Annotated in this window: 22 protein-coding genes; 18 read left to right on the top strand and 4 right to left on the bottom strand. The window is 67.8% G+C overall.

Features of this window, described 5'->3' with window-relative positions:
• Positions 1–176: 176 nt before the first annotated feature.
• On the bottom strand, positions 177–1,448 hold the full coding sequence (locus ACWCQ6_RS32345) for an integrase (protein WP_451095312.1): 1,272 nt from the start codon (positions 1,446–1,448) through the stop codon (positions 177–179).
• A gap of 437 nt (positions 1,449–1,885) precedes the next feature.
• Entirely contained in the window at positions 1,886–2,293 is a 408-nt protein-coding gene (locus ACWCQ6_RS32340) for a helix-turn-helix domain-containing protein (RefSeq protein WP_451095310.1), read from the bottom strand.
• 177 nt (positions 2,294–2,470) lie between these two features.
• Here ACWCQ6_RS32340 and ACWCQ6_RS32335 point away from each other — a divergent pair, with 177 nt between their 5' ends.
• The 13 genes from ACWCQ6_RS32335 (at position 2,471) to ACWCQ6_RS32275 (ending at position 9,151) form a co-directional block, all read left to right on the top strand.
• A complete protein-coding gene (locus tag ACWCQ6_RS32335; protein WP_451095308.1) occupies positions 2,471–2,716 on the top strand; it encodes a helix-turn-helix domain-containing protein in 246 nt (81 codons plus the stop codon).
• A gap of 1 nt (position 2,717) precedes the next feature.
• A complete protein-coding gene (locus tag ACWCQ6_RS32330; protein ID WP_451095306.1) occupies positions 2,718–3,023 on the top strand; it encodes a DNA-binding protein in 306 nt (101 codons plus the stop codon).
• A gap of 88 nt (positions 3,024–3,111) precedes the next feature.
• Complete coding sequence (locus ACWCQ6_RS32325) at positions 3,112–3,606, top strand: hypothetical protein (RefSeq protein WP_451095304.1); 495 nt, start codon at positions 3,112–3,114, stop codon at positions 3,604–3,606.
• Entirely contained in the window at positions 3,603–4,091 is a 489-nt protein-coding gene (locus ACWCQ6_RS32320; RefSeq protein ID WP_451095302.1) for a hypothetical protein, read from the top strand. The genes ACWCQ6_RS32325 and ACWCQ6_RS32320 overlap by 4 nt, the downstream gene beginning before the upstream one ends.
• Positions 4,088–4,294: a hypothetical protein gene (locus ACWCQ6_RS32315; protein ID WP_451095300.1), complete on the top strand. Its 207-nt coding sequence runs from the start codon at positions 4,088–4,090 to the stop codon at positions 4,292–4,294. The genes ACWCQ6_RS32320 and ACWCQ6_RS32315 overlap by 4 nt, the downstream gene beginning before the upstream one ends.
• Positions 4,291–4,692: a phiSA1p31-related protein gene (locus ACWCQ6_RS32310; RefSeq protein WP_451095298.1), complete on the top strand. Its 402-nt coding sequence runs from the start codon at positions 4,291–4,293 to the stop codon at positions 4,690–4,692. Before ACWCQ6_RS32315 ends, ACWCQ6_RS32310 begins: the two co-directional genes overlap by 4 nt.
• A gap of 127 nt (positions 4,693–4,819) precedes the next feature.
• On the top strand, positions 4,820–5,164 hold the full coding sequence (locus ACWCQ6_RS32305; RefSeq protein WP_451095296.1) for a hypothetical protein: 345 nt from the start codon (positions 4,820–4,822) through the stop codon (positions 5,162–5,164).
• Between the two features lie 97 nt (positions 5,165–5,261).
• Complete coding sequence (locus ACWCQ6_RS32300) at positions 5,262–5,588, top strand: hypothetical protein (protein ID WP_451095294.1); 327 nt, start codon at positions 5,262–5,264, stop codon at positions 5,586–5,588.
• Positions 5,585–5,818, top strand: a complete 234-nt coding sequence (locus ACWCQ6_RS32295; RefSeq protein ID WP_451095292.1) for a hypothetical protein — start codon at positions 5,585–5,587, stop codon at positions 5,816–5,818. Before ACWCQ6_RS32300 ends, ACWCQ6_RS32295 begins: the two co-directional genes overlap by 4 nt.
• A gap of 103 nt (positions 5,819–5,921) precedes the next feature.
• The gene (locus ACWCQ6_RS32290) at positions 5,922–6,755 is read left to right on the top strand and encodes a PD-(D/E)XK nuclease-like domain-containing protein (protein ID WP_451095290.1); all 834 of its coding nucleotides are present in this window, start codon (positions 5,922–5,924) and stop codon (positions 6,753–6,755) included.
• Positions 6,756–6,765: 10 nt separating this feature from the next.
• A complete protein-coding gene (locus ACWCQ6_RS32285; protein WP_451095288.1) occupies positions 6,766–7,722 on the top strand; it encodes an AAA family ATPase in 957 nt (318 codons plus the stop codon).
• 77 nt (positions 7,723–7,799) lie between these two features.
• The gene (locus tag ACWCQ6_RS32280) at positions 7,800–8,171 is read left to right on the top strand and encodes a hypothetical protein (protein WP_451095286.1); all 372 of its coding nucleotides are present in this window, start codon (positions 7,800–7,802) and stop codon (positions 8,169–8,171) included.
• On the top strand, positions 8,168–9,151 hold the full coding sequence (locus tag ACWCQ6_RS32275) for a hypothetical protein (RefSeq protein ID WP_451095284.1): 984 nt from the start codon (positions 8,168–8,170) through the stop codon (positions 9,149–9,151). Before ACWCQ6_RS32280 ends, ACWCQ6_RS32275 begins: the two co-directional genes overlap by 4 nt.
• 57 nt (positions 9,152–9,208) lie before the next feature.
• Here the strand turns inward: ACWCQ6_RS32275 and ACWCQ6_RS32270 are convergent, their stop codons facing one another.
• A complete protein-coding gene (locus tag ACWCQ6_RS32270; RefSeq protein WP_451095282.1) occupies positions 9,209–9,502 on the bottom strand; it encodes a hypothetical protein in 294 nt (97 codons plus the stop codon).
• 159 nt (positions 9,503–9,661) lie between these two features.
• Here ACWCQ6_RS32270 and ACWCQ6_RS32265 point away from each other — a divergent pair, with 159 nt between their 5' ends.
• The 5 genes from ACWCQ6_RS32265 (at position 9,662) to ACWCQ6_RS32245 (ending at position 14,915) form a co-directional block, all read left to right on the top strand.
• Positions 9,662–11,164 (top strand): DNA cytosine methyltransferase, encoded by a 1,503-nt coding sequence (locus ACWCQ6_RS32265; RefSeq protein ID WP_451095280.1) that lies wholly within the window; start codon positions 9,662–9,664, stop codon positions 11,162–11,164.
• Positions 11,165–11,250: 86 nt separating this feature from the next.
• Positions 11,251–11,772: a helix-turn-helix domain-containing protein gene (locus ACWCQ6_RS32260; protein ID WP_451095278.1), complete on the top strand. Its 522-nt coding sequence runs from the start codon at positions 11,251–11,253 to the stop codon at positions 11,770–11,772.
• A 95-nt stretch (positions 11,773–11,867) separates the two neighbouring features.
• Positions 11,868–12,794 carry a hypothetical protein gene (locus ACWCQ6_RS32255; protein WP_451095276.1) on the top strand — a complete coding sequence of 309 codons (927 nt, stop codon included), beginning with the start codon at positions 11,868–11,870 and terminating at the stop codon, positions 12,792–12,794.
• Positions 12,791–14,158 carry a replicative DNA helicase gene (locus ACWCQ6_RS32250; RefSeq protein WP_451095274.1) on the top strand — a complete coding sequence of 456 codons (1,368 nt, stop codon included), beginning with the start codon at positions 12,791–12,793 and terminating at the stop codon, positions 14,156–14,158. Before ACWCQ6_RS32255 ends, ACWCQ6_RS32250 begins: the two co-directional genes overlap by 4 nt.
• A gap of 10 nt (positions 14,159–14,168) precedes the next feature.
• The gene (locus ACWCQ6_RS32245; RefSeq protein WP_451095272.1) at positions 14,169–14,915 is read left to right on the top strand and encodes a hypothetical protein; all 747 of its coding nucleotides are present in this window, start codon (positions 14,169–14,171) and stop codon (positions 14,913–14,915) included.
• 286 nt (positions 14,916–15,201) lie between these two features.
• Here ACWCQ6_RS32245 and ACWCQ6_RS32240 read toward each other — a convergent pair.
• A partial coding sequence (locus tag ACWCQ6_RS32240; protein WP_451095314.1) for a transposase occupies positions 15,202–15,314 on the bottom strand: 113 nt, incomplete at its 5' end.

The raw sequence follows: 15,314 nt of genomic DNA, 5'->3' as shown, positions 1-15,314 counted from the left end.
AACTACTGGCGATGGCTCACGCTCGCCACCCCTCAAGTGCGAGCTGAATTCGGCGGCAGCGCAGCGGCGGGAATCCGATCATGAACATCCCTTTCACGTTCCAATAACGTTCCAGGGATGGCTTCTGACCTGCGGTTACTCGGGCCGACTCGCCGGAATTGGGAGTTGGCTGGGAGTTAGCCCCAAGCTGCGTCTCCCATGCGGTCGGGCACCGACTCCCACCGCTCCTGCAGCGTCTTCATGATGGCACGCTCAATCGGAACAGTCACGCTTGAGTACACGCCCTCAACACCCGGGACTTCGTGCCCCATACGAGACTCGACCGCAAACCGGCTGTGCCCGTCCTCGTCGAGCCAGGATTTCGCCCCGTGCCGGATCAGGTACAGACGCTTCCCCGTGAACGCAGGAACCTCCGACAGGGCCAGGCGCTCACCCGGCCAGCGCGGCCCCTCCTCGGCCTTCGCTCCGTCGGCGATCGGGCGCCAGTACTTGTGGTCGAAGTTCGCCGATCGCAAGTTGCCCCCGCTGATCGACGGAAACACCCACCGGGAGTTGTGCTCCTTCAGGAGCCGCTCCAGCATTTCGGCGAGGAACGGGGGCACCACCAGGGTCCTGAACGACTCGTACTTCGGCGGGAAGAACTGCAACCCGCCGCCCATGTACTGGACTTGACGCTCCACCCGTACCGCAGGCATCAGTCCTTCGCCCTTGCCGTACCGTCCCACGTCCTCGGCGTAGCGGTCGGTCTCGTCGGAATCGGTCCTCAGGTCCGACCCGGGCCATGTCGGGTAGCAGTACTCCCGGGTGAGTCCGTACAGTTCGGCCGGCCGCATGCCCGTCACTGCCATCGTCCACATGAAGACATACCCGGCTGGCCCGAAAACCGCGTGCGCGTTCCGGGCGAGGGCTTCGACGGCCGCGGGGGCCATGTCCTTCTTCCGCTCGCGCTTCTTCTTCGTGTACTTCCCGCGGCGGCGGTGCCGCTCGACGGGCGATGTCTTGCGGAGTTCAGCATTGACGGCGTCGTCCATCGCCATGCTGAAGACGTTCAGCACGGCCTTGCGGCTGTTCTCGCTCGACAGCACGGTCTTGAGGTGTTTCTTGAACGCCCGGTGATCCATGATGCCGATCTCGCCGACCGTGCGCCGCGCGAAGTACGGCTTGATGTGCACGCGGATCACGGACTCGTAGTTGACCATTGAGCGATGCGCTAGATCGAGGGATCCGTACCAGGCGTCCAGCCAGTCGGACATGAGCGTGGAGCCGTCGCGGTTCGTGATGTTGACGCCGTGACGGACCTCGTACTCCTTGTCCATCCCGTACTGCAAAGCTTCATCTTCGTCGGTGAAGCCGCCCTTGGACTCGTGGCGCTTACGGCCGTTGGCCAGGTACTCGCCCGTCCACCACTTGACCCGGCATGTGCCACCGCGCCACTCAACATGTGGCATGACGCCTCCCTGAACGTGCGTGATGCCCGGCTAGCGCCCCCGCTGCCGGGCCCTCACGCCAGACTGCTCTTCAATCCGGTTTCCCGATCGGGCAGTTACCGCATGTCGAACAGTCCCCTCCTTCGCGCTGAACCAGCTCTCGCACGACCGACCTGACTGCAGGATCGTGCTCGAACTGGGGCGCTGCTACACAGACGATTCTCTCAGCTGTACGGCCGACCCATCCGAGGAAGGTCGGGCCGTAGTCGCCTATCACCAGATCGCCGCGCATCACCATGGTTCCCCCTTCCGGGAACGGGAGAACCCCCCAAGGTGTGAGCACGACTTTGCCACGCTCAGGGCCGTTTGGGACCAGGCGAGACCAAAGTGACTGTGCTTAGTTTCAGAGCAAAGCCCTTAACCCGAAAAGATCTTAGGCCGAATGGGTGAACCCTGCGTCAGATGACGCCAGCCTTCTTGAGGTCTTCGATAATGCGCGCGCTCAGTGCACGGATCTCGGAGGCGGACAGGTCTGTCACGCCGATCGATGCGCTCTCCACTACGCGCTGCACGGTGAGGTCGCGCTCGGTCGCGTCGGCGATCGTTACCCCTGAGGTGGAGCCAGACTCCTCGGCGAGCACCGGGTCGCCGCCATCGGCGACAGCCTCACAGGTGCCCGTGGCCCAGCCCAGTACGCGATCGATCTTTGCGTAGTTGAGTGCGCGAACGGGCTTGGCTTCTTCGACGCGCTGCCAGGTGTCCTTGGACATGCCGACCTCGTCGGCTGCCTTCTTGCGGGCGAGGCCGAGCTGGAGGCGGCGGGCCTTGACGGCCTGCGCTAGGCGAGGGAGGTCGCGGGGCGGCATGACTCCATCTTGGCAGGGCCGGGCGGGGCCAGCCAGGACCGGGCCGCAGTCCGGCCGATTCACTGACGTGCGGGAATGCGCCGGTTGTCGTCCCCGCGCCCCCGCATGGGCGATCTAGGTCTAGCTAGAGGCTAACTAGGGCTGGACACGGGGGCTAACTAGGGCTACCTTCTGGGTATGCGCCAACCCCAACCCACCTTCGAAGTGGACGGGGCGGTTATCCGCCACCGCCGCATGCAGATGGGCCTCGAAATGTCCGAGCTGGCCGAACGCGCGGACATAAGTCGGCGCTACCTCAGTCACCTCGAAAACGGCACTCGCACCCACATGAGACCCCGGCGATACATGGCCCTCTGCAAGGCGCTGAACGCCGACACCGACGACCTCCTCGCCCCACAGAGGGCCCACACCCCCAAGGAGTGACATGCCCGGCGACAAGTACGAGAAGTACGGCCGCCCCATCCCCCCAGCGGACCTGAACCAGGAGTACATGACCGTCCAGGAGACGGCTCACGTCCTGTCCTGCTCGGTGTCCTGGCTCCGCAGGTTCCTGAAGGAGCACCCGAAGATGCACGCCCGGCAGGGCCGGCGCATCGTCACGAACCGCGCTGACCGGGACGCGATCTACGCCGCGAACCGCATGGGCGGCACCGCACACCGCGGCAGCAAGCGCCGACCCCGCAGGGCCCGGCCGGCGCGGTCCACCTCGCAGGTCCAGGCCGCTGCCTGACCGCAGCAAAAGAGGCCGCCCCGTAACCGCGAAGCCCGGGACGACCTCCGTGACCCACCCACACACGTCAAGACGAAAGGCGGGCCCCGTGCCCAACATCATCGCATCCCCTGAGCTGCACACCGACGACTGCGACGACACGTCCTGTGTCCGCTGCCACACGCTGACCCCGTCGAACCTGTACGAGGTCGACACCTGGCTCGACAACGCCGGCGTGTTCGCCAAGCAGTTCTGGGAGGACGGCGGCGGCGAACTCGTCATCACCGGCCTGCGGATCGGTCACGGCGAGGACCGCATCGTCGCCAAGTTCGGTAACACGATCGTCCGCCACTACGACGGCAGCCACACGGTCCGCCCCACCGAGCACCCGACGGGCGAACTGACCGCGGTCGAGTGGAACGCCCGCTACCCGGTCGGCACGTCGGTCACCGCCTACCCGGGGGTGCGAGGCGAGAACCCGCTGATCACCGTCACCCGCAGCAAGGCGTGGACGCTCAGCGGCCACACCCCTGTTGCCCTCGTCGACGGCCACTCGGGCGGCATCGCCCTCACGCACCTCGACGTCATCGAGGTGGCGGCATGAACGCCCCGACTGCGCCGGACTGGCCGGTCTGCACCCCGGAAGCCGCCCGCGCGGCCGGGCTGGACGTCGCCCCAACCGCAGCCGAGCTGAGCGTAATGGCTGCGTCGATCGTCCGCTCCTGGGGGAACCGGTGGGCTGAGCCCGACGACCTGGTTGCGAGCACCGCAGACGCTGGCGCCCAGCTGGCCCGCACTGTGCCGCTGATCCTTGCCGAGCTGGAGCGAGTCCGCGCCGAGCTGGCCGAGCAGAAGCGGCTGACGAAGCACAGCGCGGGCAAGGCCGTCGTCCTGCGGAGCGAGCTGGCTACCCGCCCGTCCTGTACCGAGCTGCTGACAGTCCTCGGCCATGACGTGGAGACCGTTATCGCTCCGCTCCAGGGTGAGGCCCGTAAGGGCGCCGACATGGTCCTGCGGGCGATCCGCGCGATGGCCACCGAGCCGACCGTACCGACGGCGGCGGACACGACCCCGGGCGGTGCCTCATGAGCGCCACCGACCTGGACCGGGTTGCGCCGACCACCGACTGTGTGGCCGCCGCCGACCGGATGACCGCATTGAAGGCCGAGCGCCTCGCCGCCGGCCTGGCCGCCGAGTACCGGCACCTCCTCTACGACGCCGACCCGGGCAGCATTGTCCCGGCGTTCGTCGACCTCCACCACCACAAAACCACCCGCCGGAGGGCGTCATGACCCCGTACCTGCACGACGGCGTCACCTTCGACTTGGACGTCCCGCACGCCGATGTTCTCGGTGTCGAGTGGACGTGGACGGGCGCCTGGATCGAGGGCGAGCCGCTGATGGTGGCACCCGGCCACGACATGCCGCTCCCGCTGCCGACGGTGTACCGCGACCACGGCCCACTGATCGCGCTCTCGCGTCCGACGGCCGGGCAGTACCGGGCCGCGGTCGACCCCGACTACCTGGACACGGTGCGCTCGGACTACGTCGAGACGCCCCTCAGTGAGCGCATCGCCGCGCAGACCATCCCGCAGGCCCCCGGACGAGCACTTGCACCCAGCCCGCTGGAGCAGGCCGGGTTCCGTGCCTTCATCCGCAGCCTCAAGGGGGGCCCGCAATGCCTGAGCTGATGGTCCAGCTCGACAGCCAGGGCGACCCGGTTCGACTCGCCGACTGCTTCTGGGCACTCACCTGACCCGCCGGGCCGGCCGTGACCCGACCGACCGGCCCGGCGCCCACATCTTGAGGAGAACATCCATGCACACATCCACACACGAGATCCGGGCGCGGCACGCGACCCCGGTCCTCGTCCAGGCCATCGAGCCGCTGCCCGGCCTGCGCGTCTATCGCCAGGCCGACGAACTGCTCGCTCCCGGCGACCAGTACGTGTGGCGGCTCGGCCACCACTCCGGGTACGTCATCGCCAAGTTCGAGTACCCCGGCGACGCAGACGACGCCGCGTGGGCCATCCGTGAACTCACCGACTGGACCCGTCCGGTCGAGCAGATCCGGGCCGAGCTCGACGGCGACACCGTCCGGGAGGCCCTGGAGCGGTCACCCGGCATCTTCCTCACCCACAGCAAGACGCCCCGCACCGCCTGACCACCCAGACGCGGCGTCGAGCCCCCAGCTCCGCCGCCGGGCCCGCCCCGACCTCTCCCGAGCGGGGCGGGCCATCCACACCCGAAAGGCAATACACATGAGCACCAATCTCTTCGGCGAGAACCGCACCCGTCTTGGCTACGAGGACCAGGAATGGTCCGTCTGGGTCTCCGGCATGGACGAGATCCACGACAGGGAGACCCTCGGCGGCTCACTGAATCTGGCGAACGAACTCAATGCCACGTTCGCTCAGATGCGGTTCAACTCGACCAGCGACTACGACCCGGTCATGTACGCCGTCGTCCTGCACCACGGCTACGCCTGGACCCAAGCCACCGAGCATGCCCTCGGTGTCGACTGCGGCATCCCCTCCTGCGGCCCCTGCTCGTCCGACCGGGCCGTCCCGGAGGCGACGAACCGATGACCCCCATCCGCATGGGCCGCTGGCAGATCGAACTGCACCAGCGCGCCATCCACATCACCCGCCAGCCCGACCCGAAATGCCCCGACTGCTCTGGCAGCGGCGGCGGCTGGATGCCCAACCGCTTCGGCGCCGACTGGGACGAGTGCCCGTGCCTCGACCAGCTCCGCACCTGGTCCATCCCGCTCTGGTTCCGCAACCGCCGCCAGTACATGGAAGGAGCGCCGTTCTAGTGAGCCCCATCGCCTGCGTCCGCTGCGACAACACCGCCGGACCGTTCTCCCGCCAGCCCGAAGGCCCGGTCTGCGAAGACTGCCTCGACGAACAGGACGGCCAGTGACCACCACCGAGCCGGCCGTCGAGGAGGTCATCCCCGGCGTCTACGACATTCCCGCCGAGATGTACCACGCCGACCCCATCCCGGGCGGCAGTCTCTCGTCGACCGGGGCCCGCACCCTGACGTCGCAGTGCCCGGCAAAGTTCCGCTACGACCTGGACCACCCGCAGCCGTACAAGGCCGCGTTCGACTTCGGGACCGCCGCCCACAAGCTCGTCCTCAGCGACGGCCCCGAACTCGTCCTCGTCGACGAGCTGCTGTGGAACACCGACGCCACCAAGGCCCGGGTCGCCGAGATTCGCGCGGCGGGGAATATCCCGCTGAAGCGGGCCGACCTTGAGCGGGTCCACGACATGGCCACCGCCCTCAGCCAGCACCCGGAGGCAATCGACCTCCTAGAACCCACCAGTGGCCAGGCCGAGCAGACCCTGCTCTGGCCGATCGGCAACGTCTGGTGCCGGGCCCGCGTCGACTGGCTCCGCGACGACCAGCTCGTCGACTACAAGACCGCCCGCTCCGCCCACCCCGACGCCATACAGAAAGCCGTCCAGGAGCACGGCTACCACGTGCAAGAGGACTGGTACCGGCGCGGCGCCGACGCCCTCGGACTGCTCCCGCGGCAAGCCCCGTTCCCCTTCATCTTCCAGGAGAAGGACCCGCCCTACCTGGTGACCGTCGCTCGCCTCGACCTGTGGCGCGACATCGCCCACCAGGTCAGCGAGCAGGCCCTGTTCCTCTACGAGTCCTGCCGGGCCGCCGACTACTGGCCGGCCTACAGCACCGACACCGAATACGTCTCGCCGCCCGCCTGGCTTGAGCGCCAGTACGCCTAGGAGGACCGTCATGCCCCAGCTGCCCCCGCCCACCCGTACCGGCCGACCGCAGTCTGCGACCGCCGACGAGTACGACGACGGACCGTTCACGTTCCGACCCGCCACGAAGGACGGCTTCACCGCCACCATCGCCCTCCAGGGCCCGTCCGGATCCGGCAAGACGTGGACTGGACTGTCCATCGCCAGCGGCCTCGCCGAGGGCCAGCGGTTCGCCGTCATCGACACCGAGCGCGGCGCCGCCGCCCTGTACGTCAACGACCTCGGCGTCTCCTTCGACACCCTGCCGATGCGCCGCTACGACCCGCGAGACCTGCAGAAAGCGCTGGCCGCCGCAGCCCAGGCGGGCTACCCGGTCGTGATGGTCGACTCCCTCAGCCACTTCTGGAAGGGCACCGACGGCACCCTCGACCAGGTCGAGAAGGCCAAGTCGAAGTACGGCGGCAACAAGTTCGCCGGCTGGAAAGACGGCACCCCCCTCCAGAACGAAATGATCGAAGCGCTCATGTCCTACCCGGGGCACGTCGTCGCCACGATGCGGTCCTACGTCGACTGGGTCCTCGAAAGCGGCCAGCCGGTCAACAAGGGCATGCGTGTCGAGCAGCGCCGCGGCATCGAGTTCGAGTTCGGTGTCGCCGCCGAGATGGACAAGAGCAACCGGCTCCGCTTCATCAAGTCCCGCTGCCCAGCATTCAGGGGCCTGCTCCTCGACCAGCCCAACGGGGCGCGCGACATCGCCAAGCCCTACCTGGACTGGCTGCGCGACGGTGCGAAGGAAGTCGACCCCACCGTCTGGATCGACGCGGCGAACGCACCCGACGCCACCCCGGACAGCCTGCTCGCTCTCTACCGCGAGGTCGAGGCGGCGAGCGCCCTGGCCACCCCGCTGCTGCACCCGCAGACCGGCAAGCCGATCAGCCTCGGCGACCTCATCAAGGAGCGCGGCACCGCGCTGAAGGCCGCCTCGTAACAGCCCGCGCACGGGGGCCGCCCGCGGGCAATGCGGGCGGCCCGGCACCCAGCACACCACACGGAAGGGAACACGTCATGACCCGTCGCCTCACCGTCGCCGAGCGCCACGCTGCCGCCGAGAAGGATTTCCTCCTTGAGGAGATAGCCGACCACTCCAGCTGGGACCAGTTCCTCGTCGAGCAGGCCGTCCTCACCTTCGGTCGGCACCACACCGACTTCAGCTGCAATGACCTGCGGGATGTCCTCCCCGAGATGGGGCACGGCTTCCTCGGCGCCGCGATCAACTCGCTGCGCACCGGCGGGATCATCGCCCACACCGGCCGGGCCGTTCCCTCCACGTCGCCCGCCACCCATGGACATCGGCTCGCAGTATGGCGACTGTCGGCCCGCGGCCGGGCCATCGCCGCCGAGCGCACCGCCCGAGCGCAGGGGAGCGCCGCCGCATGACCACCGCGTTCAAGCCCTTGGCCGACCACGGCACCACCGCCCGCGCTAAAGGGCGGCCTGCGTCGGGGCTCAAAGGATGCCCGTGCAGGCCCTGCCGCGACGCAGAGAACGCCTACGACAAGCGCCGCCGCTTCCTCAACGAAACCGGGCGAAGCGTTCGCGTAGAAGCCGCAGAAGCAACAGCCCACCTGAAGGAACTCTTCGAGGCGGGAGCCGGCTGGAACCAACTCGTAGCCGTCACCGGATGCTCCAGCTCGACTCTCGTCGCCATCGTTCACAACCAGCGGACCAGCATCTCGCGGCGAGTCTCTAACAAGATCCTTGCCGTCGACGTGAGCGACGTCCTCCCGCCGCGAAGGCGCGTCTCCGCGATCGGCAGCATCCGCCGGTGCCGGGCGCTGATCGCGACAGGGCACAGCTGCTTGGACATCGCTGCGGCAAGTCCCCTCGACCCGGCAACCATCCGCTACCTCGTGAACGGCCGTCCGGAGACGGTCAGCGCCCCCACAGCAGACGGCGTCATGGCTGCGTACACGACTCTCAGCAACCGGCGAGGAACCTGCCAGCGCTCCTTGAACCGGGCTGCCCGAGAGCGCTGGGCTCCTACGGCCGCATGGGATGACGAGCGCATCGACGACCCGGCAGCGGTCGCGGACTGGACAGGGGTGTGCGGCACGGACCGCGGCTGGTGGATGCACACCCTGCAGAAGCTCCCCATGTGCGAGCCCTGCCGGACGGCCCACGAAGAGTGGAAGGCCCAGCACCGGGGCCTGCCGCGCGGCGAATTCCAGGTAGCCCTCATGGCGTCCCGCGCCAGCGCCTCCAGCCGCGGCGCCGACATCGCCACCGATGCCCGCGAGCTGATGCGCCTCGGCTGCGACTACGAGCAAGCCGCCGCCCGCCTCGGCGTCACCCGCCAGCACCTCCAGCAGGAACTCCACCGCCACCCGGAGACGGACGGCGCGCAGGCCGCCGCCTGACCGCACACGACAACGCCCCGCGGCAACACCGCGGGGCAGAGGGGAGGGGGCATGACGTCAGTCGGAGAGGAGCGGACCGATCAACTCTCGGCCGATCGCTTCTTGCTGCTCTGGCGTGAACTTGCCAAAGGCCTTGCTCAGACGTTCCAGGTAGGCCCGGTCGGCGATTGCCTGCTCGTAGAAGTCGGGCGTGACGAGGTAGGCCCGACGCCGACCCCGCACGGTGAGTGCGCTGTCGAGTCCATCCTCTCGGGCCTGCTCGATGAGCCGGGTCAGGAGCGGTCGGGCGACCGTCAGCGGCACATCTTGTACGCCGTCGTCGGCGATCTGCGGTTCCTGATCTGCGGCCATGGCAAGAGTGTAAGGCATGGCCACATTCACCATACTTGCCAAACTTTAAAGAATGGTGAGAAAGTGTTGCCACGGCCGAACGTGACCACCACCCCATTTCTGGGCCTGGTTCCGCGTGCCCCGATCTCCCAGATACGCCACCCCAAGAGAGGAATCTCCGTGGCCTTCCAACACGACAGTTCGCTCACGTTCACCGACATCTTCTGTGGGGCCGGCGGCTCTTCAACCGGCCTGGTTGCCGCTGGCTACGAGCTCAAGCTCGCCGCGAACCACTGGGCCACCGCCATCGAGACTCACGCCGCGAACCACCGCAACGCCGAACACCTCTGTGCCGACATCAACAACTACGACATGCGACGCCTACCGAAGACCGACATCCTCTGGGCTTCCCCGATCTGCACCGAGCTCAGCCCGGCCGGCGGTCGCCGCCGCAAGCCGCGTAAGAGCGACGCTGGACACGGGCAAGTCGCCCTCGAAGAGTTCGGCCACGTCCCCTCGGCCGCGTTCGACCGTACCCGGGCCACGTTCTGGGACGTCATCCGCGCCACAGAGGTCAACCGGTACAAGGCCGTCCTCGTCGAGAACGTGATGGAGGCTGCGGACTGGGAGCTGTTCGACATCTGGCTCGCTGGAATGCGGGTCCTCGGCTACCGGCACCAGTTCGTATCCATCTCCTCCGCGCACGCGGGCGGCGATAACAACTCGGCCGCACCACAGTGGCGGGACCGCATCTACATCGTCCTGACCCGAGAGGACATCCCGCTCCCCGACGTCGAGCCGCGCCCGTCGGCCTGGTGCCCGGTCTGCGAGGAGAACGTTCAAGCGTTCCAATCCTGGAAGAAGCCCGGTGCCCGCCACCTCGGCAAGTACGGGCAGCAGTACGTGTACCGGTGCCCCAACGGTGCCCGCTGCCGACACACGATCGTCGAGCCTTACGTCCGACCGGCCTCGTCCATCATCGACTGGTCGAACCTCGGCGTCCGTATCGGCGACCGCCCGGAACATGGGCTGCGGCCCCTCGCGGGGAACACCGTGAAGCGGATCCGCGCCGGCCTGTCCCTCCTCGGCGACAAGCGGATGGTCCTCACTGTCAACCACGGCGGCCACGACGGCCGCGCGTACCAGGCCGACGCGGCGCCGCTTGCAGCCCGCACAGCGAAGATCGGTGACGCAATCCTCGTTCCCGCGGGCGGCACGTGGAACACCACGGCGACCACCACGGCCCAACCGATGCGTACCCGCCTCGCCAACCCGAAGGGCTTCGAGGCTCTGGTGACGCCACCGCCGGCTGACGACTCGTTCATCGTCACCCTGCGCCGCAACGGTGGGGCCCGGTCAGTGTCCGAGCCTGTCGACACCGTCACCGGGCAGGGCCGCCATCACTGGCTCGTCATTCCGTACCGCAACGCTGCGAACAAGTCCGTCGCCGAGCCACTGCACACGCTCAGCACGGTCGACTCCGCCGGACTCCTCGGCCCGGCCCCGGTGCTGGAGGACTGCCACTACCGGATGATCCAGCCCCGCGAGCAGCTGCTTGCACAGCGTTTTCCCGAGGACTACATCGTCCACGGCAACAAGGGCGAGCAGACCATGCAGGCCGGGAACGCGGTGTCCTGCAACACCGCGCAGTGGCTCGGCGAGCGCGTCAAGGTGGTCCTGTAATGGCTGCCTTGAAGCGCCCCTGCTCCGTCCCTGACTGCGAGAAGCCGCTTCGGCGTAACGGCCTGTGCGACACCCACGACCAGCGAATGAAACGAACCGGCACCACGGACGCCCCGAAGCGACTGACCCTCGCTGAACGCTTCTGGGCGAAGGTCGACCGCCGTGGGCCTGACGAGTGCTGGCTGTGGACCGCCGCCCTCAACGAGCACGGGTACGGCGTCATGCGACCCGAAGGCCGACGTCACGGGCCCACGGTGAAAGCCCACCGGGTCTCGTTGCAGCTGGCTGGTGTGGACATCGAAGGCCTCTACGTCCTGCACTCGTGCGACAACCCGCCGTGCGTGAACCCCGCCCACCTTTCTGCTGGCAGCCCAGCAGACAACGCCGCAGACATGGTGAGCAAGGGGCGCCAGGCGCGAGGAAGCCGCAGAGGAAACAACAAGCTCACCGAGGCGCAGATCCCCGAGATCCGTGCCAGAGCTGCGGCTGGCGAGCTCCAGAAGGTACTGGCTGCGGAGTACGGCGTGAGCCGCCCCAGTATCTCTCGCGTCGTCAACCGTCACGGCTGGCACCACGTGCCTGACGAGCCCGACCAGACCGCCGCGTGACCCGCCCCTGGCCGCAACCGGCCCCCACCTGACCTGACCGCGGCCCGCGCGCCGTGACCGGCAGACCTATCCACACCGCAGGAAAGAAGACCGCCGTGACCTTGGACGCCATGGACTGGGTTTGGAAGCACTCCCAGTCGAAGGGGAACACCCGGATCGCGCTGCTGTTCGTGGCGGACCAGGTGCGTACCTCCGCGGCCGAGGTGAGGCTCAGCTACCCCGAATTCATGCAGGCGATGAATACGCCTTCAAAGGGGACCGTGCGGGCCGCTCTTGAGACGGCTGAGAAGTCCGGCGAGCTGGAGATCAAGGAGGCCGGATCGGGCCGTCGGCCGCCGCTCTACCGGCTCCCGCTGGCGGTCGACTACCGCCGAGCAGAAGTCCGTAGCGGTCCAGAAACCGGACCGCTACGGGGTGACCCCGGATCCGGTAGCGGTCCAGAATTCGGACCGCAAGGGTTTCGTAGCAGTCCAGAAACCGGACCGCAAAGCGAAAACGGCGACTCGGCTAGCAGTCCAGAAACCGGACCGCAAAGGATCCGTAGCGGTCCAGAAACCGGACTGCCTTACCCAACTACTCCCAGCAAGCAGGCCCGGGAGCCCGAGGGGCAGCAGCAAGACGACTACGGGATCCCGGCATTCGCCCGCCCTCTCGTTGACGGATGCACCAACGCAAACGTCTCCGTTCGGTGGCCCTTCGAAGGCGGCCAGTGGCTCGTCATCCATGCGCTGATCAAGAAGTCCGGCGTTGCCGCGATGGTCGAATACGCCCGCAAGGTCGCCGCCCGGCGAGACATCGAGTCCGCCAAGTACTTCATGCAGGGCTGGCGCGAACTGCCACCACTGCCAGCCCAGATCAAGCACCCACCCGGCCGCACCACTGATCGCGGAAAGCCCCCGCACTGCGGCCACCCGGACTGCGACCCCGTCACCCGGACCCGCGAAACCGAGAACGCAAACGGCATCCGCAGCCTCGATCGCTGCCCCGACTGCCACCCCGCCGCGAAAGGACAAGCCGCATGACCGAGCCCCTTTGGGAGCCCGACATCGAGAACACCGAGATCGGCGCCGCGCCGCACGACCACGAAGCTGAGACGGCCGCCCTCGGCTCGATGCTCCTCAGCCGCAGCGTCATTGACCCGATCGCCGCGATTCTTACTTCGGCCGAAGACTTCTACCTGCCGCGCCATCAGACGATCTACCGCACGATCACCGACTTGTACGCCCGCAGCCGAGACCCGAAGATCGACACCATCACCGTTGCCGCCGAACTCCTCGCGACCGGAGAGCTCGGCAAGATCGGCGGCGCCGCTTACCTCCACACCCTCGTCGCCTCGGTACCCACCGTCGCGAACGCCACCTACTACGCCGACATCATCCGCGAGCGCGCCCAGCTCCGGACCGTCCTTGAAGCCACACGCCGCGCCACCAGCCGAGCCCTGACCGCCGCACTCAGCGCCGCCGAAATCCTCGACGCGGCCATGGCCGACCTGCAGGCCGCCGCAACCGGCACCGCGACCACGGACGTGCGGCTCGCTGTCTCCGACCGGTGGATGGGATTCGTCGACGAACTCGAAGCCGGCACCGACCCGCGAGCCCTCGACACCCCGTGGATGGACCTCAACGAGGTCATCGAGCTCAAGCCCGGCCAGCTCGTCACCGTCGGCGCCACAACCGGCGGCGGCAAATCCCTCCTCGGCATGAACCTGGCCGCGCACGTCGCCCTCACCCGCGGCAAGCCCGCCCTAGTCGCCTCGATGGAGATGGGCGGCTCCGAACTCATGGCCCGCCTCACCGCCGCCGAAGCCGGTGTGGTCCTGGACCGGCTGATCCGGCGCAAGCTCGAACAGTCCGACTGGGAGAAGGTCTTCAAGGCGGCGCCGCGGCTCCAGAACGCCAGCAACTTCATCCTCGACGACTCCCCGAACCTCACCATCGGGAAGATCCGGGCCCGCATGCGGTGGATGGCCTCCACCGGCAACCCGCCCGCCATCGTCGTCGCCGACTACCTCCAGCTCATGACGCCGGAGAACGCCAAGCCGAACGCGAACCGAGCCAACGAAGTCGCCGAACTCTCCCGCGGGCTGAAGCTTCTCGCGATGGAGTTCGAGATCCCCGTTATCGCGCTGGCCCAGTTCAACCGCGGCGCCGTCGGCCGAACCCCGCAGGTCTCCGACTTCAAGGACTCCTCTGCCATCGAGCAGGACTCCAACGTCATCGTCCTCATGCACCGTCCCCTCAACGACGACGGCACCCCCGACGACGACCGCGCCGGCGAGATCGATCTCATCGTCGCGAAGAACCGAAACGGCGCGAGCGGGCGCATCGTCCCGCTGATCTTCCAAGGCCACTACGCACGCCTGCGGTCCATGGCCCGCGGCATCTGAGGAGCTGATCATGGGCATTCAGAACGACTGGCACACCAGCCTTGCCGGCGAAGCGGTCGAACGCACCCTCCACCAGCAGATCGTGCGCGCCGACCACATCCCCGGCCAGACTGGCGCCCTCGGCGGTGACATGACTGTCGAGGCGCTGCCCACCTGGTACGCGGAAACCACGTTCCGGTCCGCCCTCGAAGCGTCCTGGGCCGCCACTCTCGACACCCTGAACATCCGGTGGGAGTACGAACCTGAAACGGTCACCCTTCCGTCCGGCGCTAGGTACATCCCCGACTTCCGCCTCCCCGACATAGGAGCCTGGCTGGAGGTCAAGGGCACAGGGGTACCGCGGGTCGAGAAGGCCATCGAGTTCGGGGAGTCCCTGGCCTGCCACTGCGAGATCTACGCCTGCACCTGCGACTGGCCCGGCGGCGAACTCGTTGTCATCGGGCATCCGCCCAAGCCCTACGACCCTTGGAATGACCCGCAGTTCGCTGACGTCGAGAACATCAACTACCGAGCCATGGCAGCCACGAGGCGCCGCCACGGCGGGCATCCCAACTGGTCGTCCACGCGACCCCGCACCCTGTGGCTCACCCGCTGCGCCGACTGTGACCGCGGCACCTGGTTCGAATCGTCGCAGTGCAGGGCTTGCCGAGGACCCCTTGCTGACTGCCATGGCTACGAGGCCGGAGCACCCGGATTGGAGTTCCGTCGCATCAAGGGCCCGACGCCCGTCGGCGACGACGACGGCGAGGCGGCGTGACCCGCACATTGACCCCCGACCCCGCCTCTGCGCCCGTCTCCGGCCGCGTGAGCCCCGCCGACGGCCCGGGCGACGCGGGCACCCCTCCGAGGCCGTCACGCAGGCGCACAGCCACCCGCACGGGGTCAGTCGACGTCGACGGGCCGATGCCCGGGCAATTGGCAATACCCATAGAAGGGACTAGGTAGCGATGACAAGAGCGATGGACCTTACCGGGATTCTTGCCAGAAAGCCCCGGCGTTCACGCCGGGGATGAATGCATCGCAAGACTGCTCTGACGTGCGCGTCAGAGCGGGCGTTTTTGCTGCTCGATGTACTGGCGGACGATCGCCAACGGTGCTCCGCCGCACGATGCGGAGAAGTACGAGGGCGACCACAGGTGTCCGTGCATGATGGCGC

The sequence above is a fragment of the Streptomyces sp. NPDC001880 genome (assembly GCF_053594575.1).
This window is presented reverse-complemented; position numbering and strand designations above follow the sequence as displayed.

Excerpts from the sequence above, each read along its gene's own strand:
- ACWCQ6_RS32345 (WP_451095312.1), bottom strand. The coding sequence starts at position 1,448 with ATGCCACATGTTGAGTGGCGCGGTGGCACATGCCGGGTCAAGTGGTGG.
- ACWCQ6_RS32340 (WP_451095310.1), bottom strand. The coding sequence starts at position 2,293 with ATGCCGCCCCGCGACCTCCCTCGCCTAGCGCAGGCCGTCAAGGCCCGC.
- ACWCQ6_RS32335 (WP_451095308.1), top strand. The coding sequence starts at position 2,471 with ATGCGCCAACCCCAACCCACCTTCGAAGTGGACGGGGCGGTTATCCGC.
- ACWCQ6_RS32330 (WP_451095306.1), top strand. The coding sequence starts at position 2,718 with ATGCCCGGCGACAAGTACGAGAAGTACGGCCGCCCCATCCCCCCAGCG.
- ACWCQ6_RS32320 (WP_451095302.1), top strand. The coding sequence starts at position 3,603 with ATGAACGCCCCGACTGCGCCGGACTGGCCGGTCTGCACCCCGGAAGCC.
- ACWCQ6_RS32315 (WP_451095300.1), top strand. The coding sequence starts at position 4,088 with ATGAGCGCCACCGACCTGGACCGGGTTGCGCCGACCACCGACTGTGTG.
- ACWCQ6_RS32310 (WP_451095298.1), top strand. The coding sequence starts at position 4,291 with ATGACCCCGTACCTGCACGACGGCGTCACCTTCGACTTGGACGTCCCG.
- ACWCQ6_RS32305 (WP_451095296.1), top strand. The coding sequence starts at position 4,820 with ATGCACACATCCACACACGAGATCCGGGCGCGGCACGCGACCCCGGTC.
- ACWCQ6_RS32300 (WP_451095294.1), top strand. The coding sequence starts at position 5,262 with ATGAGCACCAATCTCTTCGGCGAGAACCGCACCCGTCTTGGCTACGAG.
- ACWCQ6_RS32295 (WP_451095292.1), top strand. The coding sequence starts at position 5,585 with ATGACCCCCATCCGCATGGGCCGCTGGCAGATCGAACTGCACCAGCGC.
- ACWCQ6_RS32285 (WP_451095288.1), top strand. The coding sequence starts at position 6,766 with ATGCCCCAGCTGCCCCCGCCCACCCGTACCGGCCGACCGCAGTCTGCG.
- ACWCQ6_RS32280 (WP_451095286.1), top strand. The coding sequence starts at position 7,800 with ATGACCCGTCGCCTCACCGTCGCCGAGCGCCACGCTGCCGCCGAGAAG.
- ACWCQ6_RS32275 (WP_451095284.1), top strand. The coding sequence starts at position 8,168 with ATGACCACCGCGTTCAAGCCCTTGGCCGACCACGGCACCACCGCCCGC.
- ACWCQ6_RS32270 (WP_451095282.1), bottom strand. The coding sequence starts at position 9,502 with ATGGCCGCAGATCAGGAACCGCAGATCGCCGACGACGGCGTACAAGAT.
- ACWCQ6_RS32260 (WP_451095278.1), top strand. The coding sequence starts at position 11,251 with ATGAAACGAACCGGCACCACGGACGCCCCGAAGCGACTGACCCTCGCT.
- ACWCQ6_RS32250 (WP_451095274.1), top strand. The coding sequence starts at position 12,791 with ATGACCGAGCCCCTTTGGGAGCCCGACATCGAGAACACCGAGATCGGC.
- ACWCQ6_RS32245 (WP_451095272.1), top strand. The coding sequence starts at position 14,169 with ATGGGCATTCAGAACGACTGGCACACCAGCCTTGCCGGCGAAGCGGTC.